Annotated in this window: 8 protein-coding genes; all 8 read left to right on the forward strand. The window is 63.8% G+C overall.

Annotated elements, in window-relative coordinates; all coding sequences use genetic code 11:
- The first annotated feature begins 144 nt into the window (after positions 1–144).
- The 8 genes from AB7M25_RS09260 (at position 145) to qhpG (ending at position 21007) form a co-directional block, all read left to right on the forward strand.
- Positions 145–11094 (forward strand): peroxidase family protein, encoded by a 10950-nt coding sequence (locus AB7M25_RS09260; protein WP_454237187.1) that lies wholly within the window; start codon positions 145–147, stop codon positions 11092–11094.
- Between the two features lie 231 nt (positions 11095–11325).
- On the forward strand, positions 11326–12636 hold the full coding sequence (locus AB7M25_RS09265) for an MFS transporter (RefSeq protein WP_454237188.1): 1311 nt from the start codon (positions 11326–11328) through the stop codon (positions 12634–12636).
- Positions 12637–12771: 135 nt separating this feature from the next.
- The gene (locus AB7M25_RS09270) at positions 12772–14001 is read left to right on the forward strand and encodes a Zn-dependent hydrolase (RefSeq protein ID WP_454237189.1); all 1230 of its coding nucleotides are present in this window, start codon (positions 12772–12774) and stop codon (positions 13999–14001) included.
- A gap of 152 nt (positions 14002–14153) precedes the next feature.
- Complete coding sequence (locus AB7M25_RS09275; RefSeq protein ID WP_454237190.1) at positions 14154–15179, forward strand: histone deacetylase family protein; 1026 nt, start codon at positions 14154–14156, stop codon at positions 15177–15179.
- A gap of 246 nt (positions 15180–15425) precedes the next feature.
- A complete protein-coding gene (locus AB7M25_RS09280) occupies positions 15426–17330 on the forward strand; it encodes a sigma-54-dependent Fis family transcriptional regulator (RefSeq protein WP_454237191.1) in 1905 nt (634 codons plus the stop codon).
- Positions 17330–19048 (forward strand): ABC transporter ATP-binding protein, encoded by a 1719-nt coding sequence (locus tag AB7M25_RS09285; RefSeq protein WP_454237192.1) that lies wholly within the window; start codon positions 17330–17332, stop codon positions 19046–19048. The genes AB7M25_RS09280 and AB7M25_RS09285 overlap by 1 nt, the downstream gene beginning before the upstream one ends.
- Positions 19038–19715 carry a subtilisin-like serine protease QhpE gene (gene qhpE / locus AB7M25_RS09290; RefSeq protein WP_429518919.1) on the forward strand — a complete coding sequence of 226 codons (678 nt, stop codon included), beginning with the start codon at positions 19038–19040 and terminating at the stop codon, positions 19713–19715. The genes AB7M25_RS09285 and qhpE overlap by 11 nt, the downstream gene beginning before the upstream one ends.
- Entirely contained in the window at positions 19712–21007 is a 1296-nt protein-coding gene (gene qhpG / locus AB7M25_RS09295; protein WP_429518918.1) for a flavin-dependent monooxygenase QhpG, read from the forward strand. Before qhpE ends, qhpG begins: the two co-directional genes overlap by 4 nt.
- The last annotated feature ends 12 nt before the right edge of the window (positions 21008–21019 follow it).

Here is a 21019-nt window from a genome sequence, read left to right on the forward strand (position 1 = left end):
GCAAGGGTTCGGTGCGGCCGTGGTAGCAGGTCCCGTCGTTCAATTTTCGATTTTTTTGTTTGTGGGTTTCAGCACTAAACCACGCGTTTACAACCGTGTTTTATGCGTGTGGTTTCCTGATTGCCAAGCATCGAGGAAACAGCCATGGCCAGCTTTATCAAGTCCGATCTCGAGTTCATTCTCGAACAAATCTTCATCTCCGAACGGCATGCGGCAGGCGAGAGTCTGATTGACATGCTGCCAAACGTAGAAGTCCCCTTCGGCCTGCGCACCGTAACCGGCATCTACAACAACCTGGCCAATCCCCAGTTCGGTGCCGCCGACAACTTCTTCCCGCGCATGACGACGCCGGTGTTCAATACCGCGCAGGTCCATCCGGTCGGCTTCTTCGGGCCCGCCGATCCTGGCGGAACCACGCCGACCTCCTACCTGCAGACCAGCGGTGCGGTGTTCGACTCGCAGCCGCGCACCATCAGCAACCTGATCGTGGACCAGACCGCCAACAACCCGGCGGCGGTCGCAGCCGCCGCGGCCAATCCGGATTCACAGGTCGTCACCAGCCCCGGCCTGGATGGTCTGTTCGGCACCGCCGACGACGTTTCCGTCTTCCAGATCCCCAACATTACGCCGGACGCGGGTCTGACCGCGCCGTTCAACCAGTGGATGACGTTCTTTGGCCAGTTCTTCGACCATGGCCTTGACCTCGTGACCAAGGGCGGCAGCGGCACCGTGTTCATTCCGTTGCAGCCGGATGACCCGCTTTTCGTGCCGGGCAGCCCGACCAACTTCATGGTGCTGACGCGCGCCACCAATCTGCCCGGCCCCGACGGCATCCTGGGCACCGCCGATGACATCCACGAGCAGAGCAACACCACCTCGCCGTTTGTCGACCAGAACCAGACCTACAGCTCGCATCCCTCGCACCAGGTGTTCCTGCGCGCCTATGAGCTCAACGCCGCTGGCGATCCGGTCGCCACCGGCAAGCTGATCACCAATCGTGACCTGGGTGTCGATGGGCATTTCGGCACTGCCGATGACGTCGAAATCGGCGGCATGGCCACCTGGGCCGTCGTCAAGGCCCAGGCCCGTGATTTGCTCGGCATCAACTTGACCGATGCAGACGTGTTCGACGTACCGTTGCTGGCGACCGATGCCTACGGCAACTTCATCAAGGGGCCCAACGGTCTCCCTCAAGTCGTGATGAAGGGCGTGGACGGCATCGCCGGCACCGCCGATGACGTGCTGGTCGAGGGTAACCGGGCCGCGCCGATCAGCCTGACGAACGCTGTTCGCACCGGCCACCAGTTCCTCATCGACATCGCCCACAGCGCCGACCCCACCGGCGGTCTGACGGCTGACGCGGACACCGTCATTGGCGGCCCGCAAGCCCCCGGCACCTATGACAACGAGCTGCTCGACAAGCACTACATCGCCGGTGATGGCCGCGTTAACGAGAACATCGGCCTGACCACGGTGCACTCCATCTTCCACAGCGAGCACAACCGGCTGGTTGAGCAGACCAAGGAGACGGTGCTGGCTTCCGCCGACCTTGATTTCCTGAACAAGTGGCTGATGCCCGACGCCCAAGTGACAGCGCTGCCCGTGACGCCGACCGACATCGCAGGCCTGCACTGGAACGGCGAGCGGTTGTTCCAGGCCGCCAAGTTCGGCACCGAGATGCAGTACCAGCACCTGGTGTTCGAGGAGTTCGCGCGCACCATCCAGCCGCAAGTGGACGTGTTCCTGGCGCCTATGGGCAACGACACCACCGTCAATCCGGCGATCGTCGCCGAGTTCGCGCACACGGTCTTTCGCTTCGGCCATTCGATGCTGCTGGAGACGGTCGATCGCTTCGACCCCAACTTCAACGTCGTCGGCGATGGCAATCCGGTTGACCCGGGCAATCAACAGACCGGCCTGATCGCGGCCTTCCTCAACCCTCTGGCGTTTGCTGCAAGCGGCCCCACGCCGGAGGAGGCGGCTGGCGCCATCGTGCGCGGTGTCACACGGCAGGTCGGCAACGAGATCGACGAGTTTGTCACTGACGCTCTGCGCAACAACCTGGTCGGCCTGCCGCTCGACCTTGCCGCCCTCAACCTGGCGCGCGGCCGCGAAACCGGCATCCCGTCGCTGAACGCAGCGCGGCGCGAGTTCTACCACATGACCGGCGACAGCCAGTTGACCCCCTACACGAGCTGGGCCGATTTCGTGCAGCACATGAAACACCCGGAATCGCTGATCAACTTCATCGCCGCCTACGGTACGCATTCAACCATCACTGGCGCTACGACGCTGGCGGACAAGCGCGCCGCGGCTGCGGATCTGGTGCTCGGCAGCGCCACGGCCCCGGCAGATCGCCTGGACTTCCTGAACAGTACGGGTGTCTGGGCCAGCAACGCCGGTGCGGACGGCATTCTGCACACCGCAGATGATGTGACCACCACCGGCCTGGACTCCATCGACTTCTGGATCGGTGGCCTGGCCGAAGAGAAAATGCCCTTTGGCGGCCAGCTGGGTTCGAGCTTCAACTTCGTCTTCGAAACCCAGTTGGAAAACCTGCAGAACGGCGACCGTCTGTACTATCTGGCCCGCACCGCAGGACTCAACTTCGGCACTGAACTCGAGAACAACTCGTTCTCCAATCTGGTGATGCTCAACAGCAACGCCACACACCTGGCGGCCAACATATTCCAGACACCGGCCTTCACCCTGGAGGTCGACCAGACGCAGCAATTCAACCCGAGTGTGGTGGCCGGTCCGGACGGCATCGTCGGTACGGCCGACGATCTGCCCGCCAACGCCGACCCGTTTGGCCCGTCAGAGCACCCGATCGGCTCTCCAAGGATTGACCATATCACGCCGCTGGTGATTCGCGACAACCCCGACACAGTGGGCCCCGATACCAATTACCTGCACTACACCGGCGGCGACACGGTCGTGTTGGGCGGTACGGCCGGCAACGATATCCTCATTGCCGGTGACTCGGACGACGACACGGTCTATGGCGACGCCGGCAACGATCGGCTCGACGGTGGCTACGGCAACGACAACGTCTTTGGCGGTGCCGGTGACGACATCATCACCGACATCGGCGGCAGCGACACCCTTCGCGGCGAGGACGGCAACGACGTCATCCAGGCCGGCAACTCGACCCTCGGCCTCAACAACCTGGTCTTCGGCGGCGCTGGCAAAGACTTCATCATCACCACCGAAGACATCACGATGACCTTCGCCGGCGCGGGCGACGACTTCATCCTCGGCGCCAAGGTCAACCTTGCGCCGACCGGCAACGAAGGCGACGACTGGATCGAGGGCGGCACCCAGGACGGTGCACCGGGCGATAACATGAGCCCGACTCTGACCGACGATGTGCCCGGCAACGACATCTTCATCGGCACCGGCGGATTCGATGAAATGATCGGTGAAGGTGGCGACGACACCTTCGTCGCCAGCGATGCCCAGGACAAGATGGACGGCATGTCCGGGTTCGACTGGACCACCTACAAGAATGACAAGTACGGCGTGACCGTCGACATGGTCGTTCCTTTCTTCAGTCCCTACCACGCGGTACCCAATGCTGCCGGCGATATCGTGGGCGCAGTGGGGCAATCGCCCGATGCGGTCTATGACCGGTTCGCGGAAGTGGAGGGCCTGTCGGGCTCGGCCTTCTCCGACTTCCTGCGCGGCGATGAACAAAACGCGGCCATTATCGCCAACATCACGGCCAGGGGCAGCATCCTCACCAACTTCGATCTCGTCAGCGGCCTGCGGGACTTTGTCGGCAGCGCCGGTTTCGGAGCCGACGGTGTCGGGGGCACGGCCGACGATCAGTTCGGCGCGGGCAACATCATCCTCGGCGGCGATGGCAGCGACATCATCGAAGGCCGTGGCGGCAGTGACCTCATTGACGGCGACAAGTGGCTCAACGTGCGCATCAGCGTGCATCAGAATCTGGATGGCACCGGGCCGGAGATCGCCAGCTTCGACAGCATGACGCAGATGATCCCGCTGATGTTGAACGGCACCTACAATCCGGGGCAACTCGTCGCCGTGCGGGAGATCCTGCCGGGTGTGGGTGGCTTCGACACCGTCAACTTCATGGGCCCCCTGGCGAACTACACCATCACCGTCAACGATAACGCCACGCCGCTCGATTTTGCCGACGACATCGTCACCGTGACCGACAATGTCGGCAAGGAAGAAACCGACCGCCTCACCCACATCGAACGGCTGCAGTTCTCCGATCAATCCATGGTCCTCGTACCCGGGCTCAACGCTGAGCCGGTGGGTGCGCTGACGGTGGACAACGCTGCGCCGACCGTTGGCCAGACGCTGACCGTGTCGGCGGCAGGCATCACCGATGGCGACAACGCCGGCGGAGCGATCCACAACTCCATCAGTTACATATGGCAGTTTGAAGCGACACCAGGTTCGGGCGTGTTCGAGGACATCATCCTCGGGCCAGGCCGCATCGGTATCGGATTTACCAGAGCGGATGCGCCCACGCTCACGGTGACTTCGGATCTTGCCGGCCTGGCTGTACGCGTCAAAGGCATTTATGCGGACGATCATGGCGTGACCGAGCAGGTATTCTCGGCACCGACTACGGCAGTAGTGGCCGCGGCGCCAGCCCCCGCACCAGCGCCGTCGCTGATCGATCCGCAGACCAGTGCCCCCAGCAACGGTGTGCGTTACACGCAATCCGACCTGGCCTTCATCCTTGACCAGATCAAGATAGCCGAACACCACGCGGCCGGTGAGAACCTGGTTTCTCTGCTGCCGAACATTCGCGTGCCCTACGGTTTGCGCACGGTCGAAGGGACGGAAAACAACCTGCTCCATCCCGAGTACGGTGCCGCCGATAACGTATTCCCGCGCCTGACCACGCCGGACTTCCGCCCGGCCGACGCCGGCACGAGTTACACCCAGACCAGCGGCCTGGTGATCGACTCGCAACCGCGCACCATCAGCAACCTGATCGTCGACCAGACCGCCAACAACCCGGCGGCGGTCGCGGCCACCTTCGATCCCGGCCTGGATGGCATCCTCGGCACGGCAGACGATGTCCTCAAGGCCGGCGCGCAGGTGGTGACCGGAACCCGCACCGACGGCTCGACATTCGAGACCTTCTTCGACCCGAACGTGAGTCCCGACGCGGGCCTGACCGCGCCCTTCAACCAATGGATGACCTTCTTCGGCCAGTTCTTCGACCATGGCCTGGACCTCGTCACCAAGGGCGGTTCGGGCACCGTGTTCATTCCGCTGCAGCCGGATGACCCGTTGTTCGTGCCCGGTAGCCCGACCAACTTCATGGTGCTGACGCGCGCCACCAATCAGCCCGGCCCCGATGGCATCCTGGGCACGGCCGACGACATCCACGAGAACACCAACACCACCTCGCCGTTTGTCGATCAGAACCAGACCTACAGCTCGCATCCTTCGCACCAGGTGTTCCTGCGTGCCTATGAGCTCAACGCAGCGGGCGATCCGGTGGCCACCGGCAAGTTGATCACCAATCGTGATCTGGGCGCCGATGGGCATTTCGGCACCGCCGATGACGTCGAAATCGGTGGCATGGCCACCTGGAAGGTGGTCAAGGCGCAAGCCCATGACCTGCTCGGGATCAATCTCACCGATGCCGATTTCAACAACGTGCCATTGCTGGCAACCGACGCCTACGGCAATTTCATCAAGGGTCCGAACGGTTTTCCGCAGGTGGTGATGTTGGGCCTGGACGGCATTGCCGGCACGGCTGACGATGTGCTCGTTGAAGGCAATCCGGCGGCGCCCATCAGCCTGGCCAACGCCGCGCGCACTGGTCATGCTTTCCTCAACGACATTGCGCACACCGCCGTTCCGGTGGACGACCAGACCGGCGCGGCACTCCTGCCCGATGCCGACAATGTCGTTGGCGGTACACCTGCGCCGGGCTTCTACGACAACGAACTGCTGGACGCGCACTACATCGCTGGCGACGGCCGGGTGAACGAGAACATCGGCCTGACCACCGTCCACTCCATCTTCCACCATGAGCACAACCGCCTGGTCGATCACACCAAGGAGGTGGTCCTGGCGACAGCGGCAAGCGGCGATGTGTCGTTCCTGAACGAGTGGCTGCTGACGCCCGTCACTGCCGTTCCGGCCGACACCTCGACCCTGGACTGGAACGGCGAGCGCCTGTTCCAGACGGCGAAGTTCGGTACCGAGATGCAGTACCAGCACCTGGTGTTCGAGGAGTTCGCGCGGACCATCCAGCCGATGGTCGATCCCTTCTTCGCCCCGGGCCAGGTGTACGACACCGCGATCGATCCGAGCATCGTTGCCGAGTTCGCACACACCGTCTATCGCTTCGGGCACTCGATGCTGCTGGAGCAGGTCGACCGGCTTGATCCGAACTTTGCCTCGAGCGATATCGGGCTGATTCAGGCCTTCCTCAACCCGCTCGAGTTCGCGGGCAGCGGCCCCACTCCGGAAGAGGCAGCCGGTGCCATCGTGCGCGGTGTGACCCGCCAGGTGGGCAACGAGATCGATGAGTTCGTGACCGAAGCCCTGCGCAACAACCTGCTGGGCCTGCCGCTCGATCTGCCCGCCATCAACCTGGCGCGTGGCCGCGATACCGGCGTTCCGTCCCTGAACGCGGCGCGGCGGGAGTTCTATGGGCCCACCGGCGACGCAGAGCTCAAGCCCTACACGAGCTGGGCTGATTTCGTGCAGCACATAAAGCACCCGGAATCGCTGATCAACTTCATCGCCGCCTACGGCACGCATGCGAGCATCACCGATGCCCTCACGCTGGCGGACAAGCGCGCGGCGGCCTCGCTGCTGGTGCTCGGCGGTGCGGGTGCGCCGGCTGATCGCATCGACTTCCTCAACAGCACCGGTGCCTGGACCAGCACCGCGGGTACGGACGGCGTTTTGCACACGGCAGACGATGTGACCATCACCGGCCTGGATGCAGTCGACTTCTGGGTTGGCGGGCTGGCCGAGGAGAAGATGCCCTTTGGCGGCATGCTCGGCTCGACCTTCAACTTCGTCTTCGAGAACCAGATGGAGAAACTCCAGGACGGTGACCGCTTCTACTATCTGGAGCGCACCGCCTCGATGGACTTTGGCGCCGAACTGGAGAACAACACGTTCGCCTCGCTGGTGATGGCCAATACCGATGCCACACACCTTTCGGCCAGGGTCTTCCTGACGCCGGCCTACACGTTGGAGGTCAACCAGGCGAACCAGTACAACCCCAGTGTGATTGCCGGACCCGACGGCATTGTCGGCACCGCCGACGATCTGCCGGCCAATGCCGATCCATTTGGTCCGTCGGACCACCCGATCGGCTCACCGCGCACTGACTTCCTCACGCCGCTGGTGATCCGCGACAATCCCGCCACGACGGGCCCGGATACCAACTACCTGCACTACACCGGTGCCGATACGGTCGTGTTGGGCGGTACGGCCGGCAACGACATCCTCATTGCCGGTGACTCGGACGACGACACGGTCTACGGCGATGCCGGTAACGACCGGATCGATGGCGGCTACGGCAACGACCAACTCTTAGGTGGTACCGGTGACGACATCATCACCGACATGGGGGGCGACGATGTCATCCACGGCGAGGACGGCAACGACGTCATCCAGGGCGGTAACGGCCTCAACCTGATCCTCGGCCAGGCCGGTCAGGACTTCATCATCACCGGCGAGGACGCGGCCGACTCCAGCGGTGGCCTGGGCAACGACTTCATCCTCGGCAGCAAGGCGAATGAATTCGCGCGCGGTGGCGAAGGCGACGACTGGATCCAGGGCGGATCCGCCGATGGCGTTGCCGGTGACAACTTCGACCCCTTCGGCAACGATCCGATCAATGGCAACGACGTCTTCCTGGGCGATGGCGGACCGGACAACTTCGACGGGGAGGGCGGTGATGACATCATGGTCGGCAGCCCTAGCGAGGCGGACCGTTTCATCGGGTTCTCCGGGTACGACTGGGCGACCTACAAGGACGATCCGAGCGGCGTGACCATGGACCTCAACACCAGGTTGCGCTTCTTCGATCAACCGGCGGTGCCTGGTTCCAACGCGTCGATCCTTGCCCGGTTGGACCTGGTGGAAGGGCTGTCGGGATCGGCCCATGCCGACTTCCTCAGTGGCGATGACTCCACTGCCGACTTGCTCGCCGTCGCTGGCGCCAAGGGCAGCGTACTTACCAACTTCGACCTCATCAGCGGTCTGCGGGACCTGGTCGGCAGCGCCGGCAACGGCGCGGATGGCATCGCCGGCACGGCCGACGACAAGTTCGACGGGGGCAACATCCTCCTGGGTGGCGCCGGCAGCGACATCATCCAGGGCCGCGGCGGCGACGACCTGATTGACGGCGACAAGTGGCTCAACGTGCGCATCAGCGTGCGGCAGAACATCGATGGCACCGGTCCGGAAATCGCAACCTTCGACAACATGACGCCCCTGGTTCCGCTCATGTTGAACGGTACCTATAACCCCGGCCAGCTCCAGATCGTGCGCGAAATCCTGACGGCGACCGGTCCCGACTTCGACACGGCACTGTTCTCCGGCAATCTGGCGGATTACACCGTGGTCGAAAACGTCAACGGCACCTTTACGGTCACCGACAGTGTCGCTGGCAGGGACGGGACCGACACCCTCAGCCATATCGAGCGGTTGCAGTTCTCCGATCAGGCGCTCGTGCTTGGCGGTTTGAACGCGGCGCCAGTCGGTTCGCTGAGGATCGACGATCCTACGCCCTCCGTCGGCCAGCGGCTGACGGTATCGGCGGCAGACATCACGGATGCCAACAACACCGCGACCGGCGGCGCGATCACCGGGCCTATCAGTTACTTCTGGCAGTTCGAAGCGCGTCCGGGCTCGGGTGTCTTCGAAGACATCACCTTCTTTGCCGCCGGCGAGGTCGCGCGCGCAGAGGGCACGACCGTCACGGTGGGCTCGGAACTCAGGGTCCCACCACCGGCGACCCTCATCGGCGCCGTACCGGCTATCCCGGAACTCGTCGTGGCAGCCGGGCTGGCTCTGCGCGTCAGGGCGGTCTACAAGGACGCCAACGGCGTGCTGGAAGAGGTGTTCTCGGCGCCGACCGCACCGATCTCGGCGGCCGGTACCGGCACCGTCAATGTCTTGCCGGTTGGAACGGTGCTGATCAGCGATACGACCCCGGCGAAAGGCTCGGTACTTACCGCCACGGATGCGTTCACCGACGCCAACGGGACCACGACCTCGGTGATTGCCCATCAGTGGCAGGTGGGGAGCGGCGCGATCTTTACCGACATCGCCGGCGCGACGGGCACGACCTTCACGCCCGACCAGGCACAGGTCGGTCAGCAACTGCGTGTCGTCGCCAGTTACACCGATGACCTCGGCACACTGGAGCGAGTCATCTCTGGCGCAACGACAGTGGTCAGTGACGTGTTTGTCGGTACCGCCGGTGTCGACATATGGACTGGCACGGCAGGCGACGACGTGGCCAGCGGAGGTGCTGGCAACGACATCCTGAACGCCTTGGGCGGCAACGACATCCTCAATGGCGACGCGGGCAACGACTTCCTCAATGGCGGTACGGGCAATGACCAGATGGCGGGTGGAACCGGCAACGATACCTACCGCGTCGATTCAGTCGGGGACGTGGTGACCGAGTTGACGGGCGAGGGGCAGGATTCGGTACAGACCACGCTGGGCAGTTACACACTGGGCGCCAATGTCGAGCATCTGCTCTACCTTGGAGCCGGCAACTTCACCGGCAACGGCAACGCGCTGAACAACGTCATCACCGGCGGGGTGGGTAATGACATTCTCAACGGCGGTGACGGCAACGACACATTGATCGGTGGTGCCGGTAACGACGTCCTCACCGGTGGTGCGGGTAATGACGCAATGGTCGGCGGAGCCGGCAATGATACCTTCCGCGTCGACTCGGTTGGGGACCTGGTGACCGAGGCGGCGGGTGGGGGGGCGGATTCCGTACAGACGACCCTGACCAGTTACACACTGGGCGCCAATGTCGAGCACCTGCTCTACCTCGGAGCCGGCAACTTCACCGGTAACGGCAACGCGTTGAATAACGTCATCACCGGTGGGGTGGGTAATGACACCCTCAACGGCGGTGACGGCAACGACACATTGATGGGTGGCGCCGGCAACGACGTCCTCACGGGCGGTGCGGGTAATGACGCGATGGTCGGCGCAGCCGGCAACGATACCTTCCGCGTCGATTCAGCCGGGGACCTGGTGGTCGAGGTGACGGGCGAGGGGGCGGATTCCGTGCAGACGACGCTGAACAGCTACACGCTGGGCGCCAATGTCGAGCACATGCTCTACCTCGGAGCCGGCAACTTCGCCGGCACCGGCAACGCGTTGAACAACATCATCACCGGTGGGGTGGGTAATGACAGCCTCAACGGCGGTGACGGCAACGACACGTTGCTGGGTGGCCTCGGCAACGACGTCATCGATGGCGGTGCGGGGGCTGACCGGTTGGAAGGCGGACTCGGCAATGACACCTACCGCGTCGACTCAGCCGCGGACGGGGTGATCGAGTTGGCGGGTAGCGGTGAGGACTCCATACAAACCTCGCTGTCCAGTTACACACTGGGCGCCAACACCGAGCACCTGCTCTACACCGGCGTCGGCAACTTCGTCGGCACCGGCAACGCGTCGAACAACGTCATCACCGGTGGAGCGGGTAATGACATTTTCAATGGCGCCGACGGCAACGACACATTGCTCGGTGGCGCCGGTAACGACATCATCGATGGCGGTGCCGGCAATGACAGTATTGTCGGAGGTGCCGGTAATGATACGATGTTTGCCAGCACTGGCAACGATATCTTCGGGTTTGCAGCGGCCTTCGGCAACGACCGGATCGTCGGCTTCGATACCGACCCGGCGGGAGGCCAGGATCTGCTCAATATTGCCTCGTTGAACATCACGGCTGCGACCTTTGGCAGCAGCGTCAACGTCGTCGATCTCGGTGCGGATACGTTGGTCAACTTCGGTGCGGATTCCATCACCCTGGTGGGTGTGGCCGACGCAACAACCGTCACTGCCTCGGACTTCATCCTGGCCTCGTGAGGGTTTGACAAGCACTGTTGCAAGGAGCGTGGACGACGAAGGGGAGGGCAATGGATGCCCTCCCTTTCTCATTTCATTCAATTATAAGTTTGAGTAATACTTCGAATAATAAATAGAAAATTGACTAATCATGGTCCCGGAACGAAAAATCATCCCCAGACCGGCGCCGCCAGAGCGCCGCGGATTTGCCGTTTCCCTCCTGCCAGAAAAATAACCAAAGGAGCCCGACCCATGAAGCCTCAAGCTTCGTCCCAGCCGCGCCGTGCGGCAGCCGCCGCCTTTATTGGCACGATGATCGAGTGGTACGACTTTTACATCTATGCCACCGCCGCCGCGCTGGTGTTCGGCGCGCTGTTCTTCCCCTCCGACGACAAACTGTTTAGCACCATGGCGGCATTCGGCACCTTTGCCGTGGGCTTCTTTGCGCGGCCGTTGGGCGGGATCGTCTTCGGTCATATCGGTGACCGCATCGGCCGCAAGAAATCGCTGATCATCACCTTGTTGATGATGGGCGTGGTCACGGTGTGCATCGGCCTGCTGCCGACCTACGCGCAGATCGGCGCGGCGGCGCCGGTGCTGCTGATCCTGCTGCGCATCGTCCAGGGCATCGCCGTCGGTGGCGAGTGGGGCGGGGCGGTGTTGATGGCCGGCGAGCATGCGCCGAAAGGCCGGCGCAATTTCTTCGCCTCGTTTGCGCAACTGGGCAGCCCGGCGGGATTGATCCTCTCGCTGCTGGCCTTCAGCGCCGTCACCCGTTTGCCGGAGGAAGACCTGATGAGTTGGGGCTGGCGCTTGCCGTTCCTCGCCAGTTCGCTGTTATTGCTGGTGGGCCTGGCGATTCGCCTGGGGGTGAATGAGTCGCCGGAGTTCCTCGCCAGCCGCGAGCAGGCCAGTAAAAACCAGCGCAAGGAGCAAGCGCCGGTCATGGAGGTGCTGCGTACCGCGTGGCGTCCGCTGCTGCTGTGCATCGGCGCCAACACGCTGGGGATCGCCGGGGTGTATTTCACCAACACCTTCATGATCGCCTACACCACTCAGCAACTCTCATTGCCGCGCTCGCTGATTCTGGAGTGCCTGTTCTTCGTCGCGATCATCCAGTTCTGCATCCAGCCGCTGGCGGCCTGGGTTGCCGAGAAGATTGGCGCGACCCGCTTCCTGTGCCTGGTGTCGCTGCTGGCCATGGTCTCGCCATACCCGATGTTCGTGCTGGTCAGTTCGGCCAAGGCGCCGCTGATCATCCTCGGCATTACCCTGGCGGTGGTGTGCATGGCGTCGTTCTACGCGGTGATCGCCGGCTACGTCAGCGGCATGTTCGAGACCCGCGTGCGCTACACCGCGATATCCCTGGCGTACCAGATTTGCGGTGCGCTGGCCGGTGGCCTGACGCCGCTGATCGGCACGATGCTGGCACACAGGTTCGCCGGCCAGTGGTGGCCGATGGCGCTGTTCTACAGCCTGATCGCCGCGACTTCGCTGCTGTGCGTGCTGTCCCTCGCCCGTCGCCATGCCAGCGCTGAACGCCTGGAACTGGCCAAGGCCTGAACATTTGAACCTGTAGGCGCCGGCTTGCCGGCGATGGCGGCGGAACAATTGTCATCGATGTCGCCCGACAAACCGCTATCGCCGGCAAGCCGGCTCCTACGGAGATCGTCGTTTTGAATTTTCGTGGAGAAACTCATGTTGAAGATTAATGGCGAACGCCTCTGGGCGAGTCTGATGGCAATGGCCGAAATCGGCGCCACCGCCCGTGGCGGCAGCTGCCGCCTGGCCCTGAGCGACGAGGACAAGGCCGGTCGCGAACTTTTTGCCCACTGGTGCCGCGAAGCCGGCATGACCCTGAGCGTGGATGCCATCGGCAACCTGTTCGCCCGCCGCGCCGGCATTGACCCTGACGCGGCACCGGTGATGATGGGCAGCCACCTCGACACCCAGCCCGAAGGCGGGCGGTTCGATGGCGTGTACGGCGTGCTCGCCGGCCTGGAAGTGGTGCGCTGCCTGAACGATCTGGGGATCCAGACCCGCAAGCCGCTGGAAGTGGCGGTGTGGACCAACGAAGAAGGCGCACGCTTCACCCCGGCGATGTTCGGCTCGGCGGTGTTCACCGGCATCATGGCGCTGGACGCCGCGCTGGCGGTGCGCGATATCGATGGCATCAGCGTCGCCGAGGCACTGCAGCGTACCGGTTATGCCGGCGAGCGCCCGTTGGGGGGCGCGGTGGATGCCTACTTTGAAGCGCACATCGAACAAGGGCCGATCCTCGAAGATAACGCCAAGAGCATCGGCGTCGTCAGCGGCGGCCAGGCGATTCGCTGGCTCGACGTGCGGGTCGAAGGCATGGCGGCCCACGCCGGTACGACGCCTATGCCGCTGCGCAAGGATGCCTTGTACGGCGTGGCGCCGATGATCCAGGCCATCGAAGCCCTGGCGGCGGACTTCGCCCCCGAAGGCCTGACTACGGTCGGTGAGTTGAGCATCAACAAATCGTCACGCAACACCATTCCGGGGCTGGTGAACTTCACCGTCGACCTGCGTCATCACCGTGACGAAACCATCGAGGCGATGGAGCAACAGGTCCGTGCGCGGCTTCAGGCGATAGCCGACAGTCGCGGTTTGAAACTGGCGATCACTCCCCACTGGATCAGCCCGGCCACGCCGTTCGACGCAGCCTGCGTGGCGGCGGTGCAACAGGCCGTGGATGGGCTGGGCTACGCTCAGCAATCGATCGTCAGCGGCGCCGGGCATGACGCGATCCACCTGGCGCGGTTCTGCCCGACGGCGATGGTGTTCATCCCGTGCGTGGGCGGGTTGAGCCATAACGAAGCGGAAGACGTGTTGCCCGAAGACGTTCGGCAGGGTACCGATGTGTTGCTCAACGCCGTGCTGGCCCGTGCCGAAAAAATCGACTGAATGCAGGACCATGTGGGAGCGGGCTTGCTCGCGAAAGCGGTGTGTCATTCAGTAATGAAGGTGTCTGACACTCCGCTTTCGCGAGCAAGCCCGCTCCCACAGGGGGATGCGTCCGCCTTCAAGATCTACGTTAACTGACAGGTATTCATTCCATGCGCAGTTTTTTCCACCCGGAACAATTGCTCCACCATCCACGCAGCTACTACTCCCGTGGCCAGATGCGCACACCGCAGGAAGTGCCGGAGCGTGCGCAGCGCCTGGTACAGGCGTCGCACTCGCTGGGCTTTAGCGTCGAGCAACCGGCCGACGCCGGGCTCGATCCGCTGCTGGCGGTGCACGGCGCACCGTACCTGAGGTTTTTGCAGGAAGCCCATCAGCGCTGGAAAGAGATTCCGGAGGATTGGGGCGATGAGGTGATGTCGAACATCTTCGTCCGCGAACCGAATGCCCTGCGCGGGATACTCGCCCAGGCTGCACGTTATCTGGCCGATGGCAGTTGCCCGGTGGGCGAGCAGACTTGGCGTTCGGCCTACTGGTCGGCGCAAAGCGCTATCGCCGGCGCCCAGGCGTTGCTCGATGGCGAGCCGGCAGCCTATGCCTTGTGCCGTCCACCGGGCCACCACGCCCGGGCCGAAGCGGCGGGTGGTTTCTGCTATGTGAACAACGCGGCCGTGGCGGCCCAGGTATTGCGCCAAGGGTTCGCACGGGTGGCGGTGCTCGACACCGACATGCACCATGGCCAGGGTATTCAGGAGATTTTCTACGACCGTGACGACGTGCTCTACGTTTCGGTGCACGGCGATCCGACCAACTTCTATCCGGGGGTCGCAGGCTTTGCCGAAGAACGCGGTGCCGGGGTGGGCGAGGGTTTCAACCTCAACCTGCCGATGGCCCATGGCGCCAGCGAGGCCGACTTCCTCGAGCAACTGGATATAGCGCTGAAGGCGGTGACGGACTTCGGTGCCGAGGTGCTGGTGCTGTCCCTGGGCTTCGATATTTTCGAACTGGACCCGCAAAGCAAAGTGGCGGTGACCCGCGAAGGGTTTGCCATGCTCGGCGAGCGCATTCGCAGCCTCGGGTTACCGTGCCTGATCGTGCAGGAGGGCGGGTATCACCTGGAGAGTCTGGAGGATAATGCCAAGGCGTTTTTTGTGAGCCCTGAGGTGTGGCAGCTCTGAGTCATGCACTGCCCGGGATGCCGCCATCGCTGGCAAGCCAGGCTCCTACAGTTGACCGCGTAGAAGGCTATATTGAAGCCAACGCAGAATCTGTAGGAGCTGGCTTGCCAGCGATGAACGATAACGCGGTCCACCTGACGGAACACAAACGCCCTACGGCACTTGCCATAGCCCTTACGTTAACGTAAAGATTGCGGCAGGGCGCCGACGTATGAAGGCGCAAGGGCGGACGACCCGGAGCGCTTGATGACGCTAATAAAAACAAACTCCCCCAAACTGCATCGCGAAGCCCGGCTGGCCCGGGAAAAGCTGCATCTGGAAGGCGAAGTGCCGGATGGCGTCCTGCGTGCGGAAATCGATGCCTCGTGGCGGCGCAGCCTGAGCCATGGCGTGCATTTCAATGCCAAGCACGAACTGGCGCTGGAATCGAGCGCCAGCCTGGACCTGTTGTTGGCCAGCAATCGCCTGCTGATCGACGCCGCGTTGCCGGCCATCGATTACCTGGCCGAGCGTCAGGGCAAGGAAGGGCTGATCATCCTCGCCAACTCCGACGCCACCATCCTCGCCGTCGAAGGCCGCGCCGACCGCCTCAAGGGCAGTGGCCTGCAGGACATCACCCTCGGCGCCTGCTGGAGCGAAGCGGTCCGTGGCACCAATGCCCTCGGCACGGCACTGGTGGAAGCCCGGCCGACCCTGATCGATTGCGGCGAACATTATCTGGACCGTCTCAGTGATTTTTCCTGCACCTCGGTGCCGATCCATTGCCCACAGGGCGACATCCTCGGCGTCCTCGACCTGACCCGCGAAGGCCCGCTCGGCCGCGCCCACGACAGCACGGCGCTACTGGCCATGGCCGTCAGCCAGATCGAAAGCCGGGTGTTCAACGCCAGCTACCCGGACGAAATTGTCCTCGCCTTCCACAGCCGTCGCCAATACCTTGAATCCCCGTGGCAAGGCCTGCTGGCGGTGAGTCTCGGCGGGCAGATCCTCGCGGTCAGCGCCCAGGCTTGTCAGTTGCTCCACGCCGAGCGCTCGGCCCTGGTCGGTCGGCGCTGCGAGGAGTTTCTCGGCGTCGACGGTCTGCAATTGTTGGCGCGCCTGCATCAGGGCGGCACCGGCAGCCTGCAGACCGCCAAAGGTGAATTCTTCTATAAAACCCTGCGCGCGCCGCAACGCTCGATCAACGTCGGCAGCCCGCCACGCACGGTCGCGAAACCGGCCAAGGCGCAACCGGATCTGGAAGCGCTGGCTGGCAGCAATACGCGCTACGCCCGTGCCTTGCGCATGGCCCGTCAAGGGTTGGCCAACGAACTGCCGGTCCTGTTACTGGGCGAAACCGGCACCGGCAAAGAGGTGATCGCCCGTGCCCTGCACATGGCCGGAGCGCGCTGCGACAAACCCTTCGTGGCGGTGAACTGCGCGGCCATTCCCGAGGGCCTGATCGAGTCCGAACTGTTCGGCTACCGCGAAGGCGCGTTCACCGGTTCACGCCGGGGCGGCATGGTTGGCCGCCTGCAACAGGCCCACGGCGGCACCCTGTTCCTCGATGAAATCGGCGACATGCCCCTGGCCTTGCAGGCCCGACTGTTGCGCGTATTGCAGGATCGCAAGGTCGCGCCACTGGGTGCTGGCGAAGAGCAGGACATCGACGTCGCGCTGATCTGCGCCACCCACCGTGACCTCAAGCGTCTGGTGGAAGATAAACACTTTCGCGAGGACCTGTTCTACCGGGTCAACGGCATCAGCGTGATGCTCCCGGCCCTGCGTGAACGCGAAGATTTCGCCGCGCTGGTCAGTCGCATGCTGGGGACACTGGGCGCACCCGCCGTTGTCCTGCACGATGATCTCGATCGCTTGCTCAGCGGCTATCACTGGCCGGGCAACATCCGCCAGCTGGAGATGGTCCTTCGCACCGCGCTGGCCATGCGCGAACCGGGTGAAACCGTGCTGACCCTCGACCACCTGCCCGACAGCATGCTCGACGAATTGACCGCCAGCGAACGGCCCCAGGCCGGCAGCATCCGGGAAAACGAACTGGAGCTCATCCGTCAGTCCCTGGACGCGCATCAGGGCAACGTCTCGGCCGCCGCCGACGCCCTGGGCATCAGCCGCGCGACCCTGTATCGCAAGCTCAAACAGTTGCGCTCCTGATGCAACGCCTGATCGTTCGGCTGATCGACAGCCAGAACCCCGAAGCATTGCAGGCGTCGCTGCGCTGGCTGTACAGCTTCGTGCGACCTCATCGCCTGGCGATTGCCGGGCTGCTGGGCTTGTCGGTCTGCGCTTCGGCGCTGGTGTTGGTGCAACCGTGGCTGACCAAGCTGTTGATCGATGACGGCCTGCTGGCGCGCAACTTCCCGATGCTGGTGCTGATCGCCGGGCTGATGATCGTTGCCGGGCTGTTGGGCACGGCGCTTTCGGGCATCAACCGCTACCTGCACACGCGACTGTCCGGGCGCATGCTGTTTGCCCTGCGCGATGATCTGTACCGGCATCTGCAAACCCTGTCGCCGAGCTTTTACGGCCAACGGCGCATCGGTGACCTGATGTCTCGCCTCGATGGCGACGTCGCGGAGATCCAGCGGTTCGCCGTGGACTCGCTGTTCTCGGCGGTGTCGAGTGTGATTGGCCTGGTGGTTGCCATCGCGATGCTGGTGACGCTGTCGTGGGAACTGTCGCTGCTGGCCCTGGTACTGATCCCCCTCGATGTCCTCTGGCTGCGCTGGATGCGGCGCAAGGTCGAGCGCGATGTGCGGCAGTTGCGCGAGCGTTCGGCGGACATGTCATCGTTCATGGTCGAGACCTTGCCGGTGATGAAGTTCATCCAGTCCGCCGGCCAGCAACAGCGCGAAGCGCGGCGCCTCGAAACCCTGGGGCAGGGCTACATGAGCCAGTTGCTGCGCCTGCAAGTCACCGAGTTTTTCACCCAGGCCGTGCCGGGCACACTGACCTCGCTGTCCCGGGCCTGCGCCTTTTTGATCGGCGGATACTGGGTGGTGCAGGGCACCTGGCAGCTCGGTGCGCTGATTGCGTTTTCCACCTACCTGGGGATGGCCGTGGGGCCGGTACAGAGCCTGCTCGGGCTCTACGTGGCGATTCAGCGGATGACCGTCAGCCTCGGTCGGGTCATGGAGTTGCGCGGTGAGCAGCCGACCGTGTCGACGCCTGCCAGACCACGGCCGATGCCCGATGGCGGCGATCTCTGGTTCGACAACGTGCACTTCGCCCATCCCGGTCGCCAATCGACCCTGCGCGGCATCGAAGCGCGGATTCCCTACGGTTTGAAAGTGGCCCTCAGCGGCGGTTCGGGCGTGGGTAAATCCACCCTGATCGACCTGCTGCAACGGCATCACGATCCGCAATCGGGACGAGTACTCTTGGGCGACGTCGATGTGCGCGAGCTGGACCTGTTCCAGTTGCGTCGACGCATTGCCATCGTCAGCCAGGACATCGTGCTGTTTCGCGGCAGCCTCGCCGACAACCTGGCCTACGCGGTGCCGGACGCCAGCCGCGAAGCGATTGCTGAAGTGGCGCGCCTGGCGCAACTCGACAGCCTGATCGAGTCCTTGCCCGAAGGACTCGACAGTCCACTGGGCGAGCGCGGCCAGCAGCTGTCCGGTGGGCAGAAGCAGCGCATCGCGATTGCCCGGGCGTTGTTGCAGGACCCTTTGATTCTGGTGCTCGATGAGGCGACCTCAGCGGTGGACGAAGCCACCGAGCGCGAAGTCATCGACGCCATCGACCGCTTGTTTGCCGCACGCACGCGCATCCTGATCAGCCATCGCCCTTCAACCCTGGCCGATGCCGATCTGCGGTTCGAATTGCTCGACGGCGTGCTGACCTCGAAAACGGTGCTGCATGAAACCTGAGTTGCGCGTGGGTGTGGTGGACAGCGGCCATTCGGCGGCGCAACGGGTGCAAGTGATCGCCGGTCGGCGCTTTTCATTGCTCGAAGACGGCCTGGCCGAGGGCGACTTGCGCGACGATCCGCTGGGGCATGGCAGCGCGGTGATCGAGGCGATTGGCCGGCGTGCACCCTCGGCGTTGTTTTGCGTGGCCCAGGTGTTCGACCAGCGCGGTGTCACCAGTGCCTTGCAGATCGCCACGGCGATTGACTGGCTGGTGGCGCAGAACGTGCGACTGATCAATCTGAGCCTCGGCCTGCGCCAGGATCGCAGCCTGTTGCGCGCGGCCTGCGCGGCGGCGGTGGCACGGGGCGTGCTGTTGTGTGCGTCGAGTCCGGCCCAGGGCGATGGGGTGTTTCCGGCCAACTATCCGCAGGTGGTGCGGGTGACCGGCGATGCGCGCTGCGCCGAACAGGAGTGGTCGTGGCTCAACAGCGCCCAGGCGGATTTCGCCGCCTGTGTGCATGGCACGTACCCGGGGCAATCCGGGGCGAGCCTCGGTTGCGCGGCGTTGAGCGGGCACATCGCCGGGTTCCTCGTCGAGCGGCCTGATGCCAGTAATGAGCAGATCATCGAGTTTCTGCGACAGAACGCAAGTTATCGCGGCCCCGAACGGCGTTTCGGGCCATGACCGCGGTTGTGATTGTGGGGGCGGGGCCGGCGGGCGCGGCGGTGGCCTTGGGGCTGCGGCGACTGGGTTACGCCGTGACTCTGGTCAGCGAGTGGCGCCGCTTTGCTGCACTGGAAGGCGTGTCCGTGCGGGTTCTGGATGCCTTGCGCAGCGCGGGCCTGCATCAGGCGTTGACGCAGGCGACGCTGCCTTCTCAACGCCAGGTGAGCTGGAACGGCCAGCACCATGCGCAGAACATTGAGTACTTGCTCGACCGTCCGGTGTTTGACCGAGGCCTGCGTGAGGATTTGCGCCTGGCGGGGGTCGAGCTGATCGAAGGCCGGGTGCTCAGGGTTCAGTCATCGGCCAATGGCCACCGAATCGAAATCGACGGACACGAACCGCTGCTCGCGCCGTTTCTCGTGGAAGCCCGAGGACGTCAGGCACCCGCTATCGGCAAGGGCTTGCGTGGCCCCGAGACCGTCAGCCTGCTCAATCGCTGGCAAGGTACGCCGGGCATTACCGCCAGCGCCGTGGAAAGCCTTGCGGACGGCTGGGCATGGATGGCGCGCCGCGCCGACGGCCAGTGTTACTGGCAATGGACGGTGGACGTGGCCAGTGCCGGGTTGCCAGGCAAGGCCATGTTGCTTGATTACTGCCGGCAAAGACGTGGGGAGTCGACAGTGGCCCGTGGTTTTTTCGGCGGCGAACCGGAGCTGGATGTGCAGTTGCATGCGCGCAGCAGCACGGCGATTCTCAACCCGCAGGTGTGCGGCGATAACTGGATTCGGGTCGGCGATGCGGCGATGGCCGTGGACCCGTTGTCGGGCAACGGCATCTTTCAATCCCTTTCCTCGGCGTTGCAGGCGCCGACGGTGATCAACACGCTGTTGTGCAAACCTGAGCGAGCGGCCCTGGCCCGGCATTTCCACCAGCAGCGTGTGGAACAGCTGTTCCTGCGGTTCGCGCGGATCGGTCGGGATTTTTATGCCGATGAGCAGCGTTGGCTGGATCAGCCCTTCTGGCAGGCACGACGGCAATGGCCGGATGCTGAAGTCGCCCATGCCGAGGCCGATTTCAATGCCCTGAGAATCGAACGCGCACCGGTACTGCGCGATGGCTTTGTCGACGAGGCCGAGGTGGTGATCACAGTGGATCAGCCGCTGGGGATCTGGCATGTGCAGGGGGTGGAGGTGGCGCCGCTGGTGCGGCGATTGCGCACTGAGCCGGCCGAGCAGGCGTTGGCCGGGTTGACGGTGGAGCAGGGAAGGAGGGTTCGCGGCTGGTTGTTGGCTCAGGGATACAAACCCTGATATTTGAGCTGT

The organism is Pseudomonas sp. AP3_22 TE3818, assembly GCF_053628995.1.

What these genes read in the sequence shown, in the direction of transcription:
- AB7M25_RS09280 (WP_454237191.1), top strand. Translation starts at nt 15,426, where the DNA reads ATGACGCTAATAAAAACAAACTCCCCCAAACTGCATCGCGAAGCCCGG.
- qhpE (WP_429518919.1), top strand. Translation starts at nt 19,038, where the DNA reads ATGAAACCTGAGTTGCGCGTGGGTGTGGTGGACAGCGGCCATTCGGCG.
- qhpG (WP_429518918.1), top strand. Translation starts at nt 19,712, where the DNA reads ATGACCGCGGTTGTGATTGTGGGGGCGGGGCCGGCGGGCGCGGCGGTG.
- AB7M25_RS09285 (WP_454237192.1), top strand. Translation starts at nt 17,330, where the DNA reads ATGCAACGCCTGATCGTTCGGCTGATCGACAGCCAGAACCCCGAAGCA.
- AB7M25_RS09260 (WP_454237187.1), top strand. Translation starts at nt 145, where the DNA reads ATGGCCAGCTTTATCAAGTCCGATCTCGAGTTCATTCTCGAACAAATC.
- AB7M25_RS09270 (WP_454237189.1), top strand. Translation starts at nt 12,772, where the DNA reads ATGTTGAAGATTAATGGCGAACGCCTCTGGGCGAGTCTGATGGCAATG.
- AB7M25_RS09275 (WP_454237190.1), top strand. Translation starts at nt 14,154, where the DNA reads ATGCGCAGTTTTTTCCACCCGGAACAATTGCTCCACCATCCACGCAGC.
- AB7M25_RS09265 (WP_454237188.1), top strand. Translation starts at nt 11,326, where the DNA reads ATGAAGCCTCAAGCTTCGTCCCAGCCGCGCCGTGCGGCAGCCGCCGCC.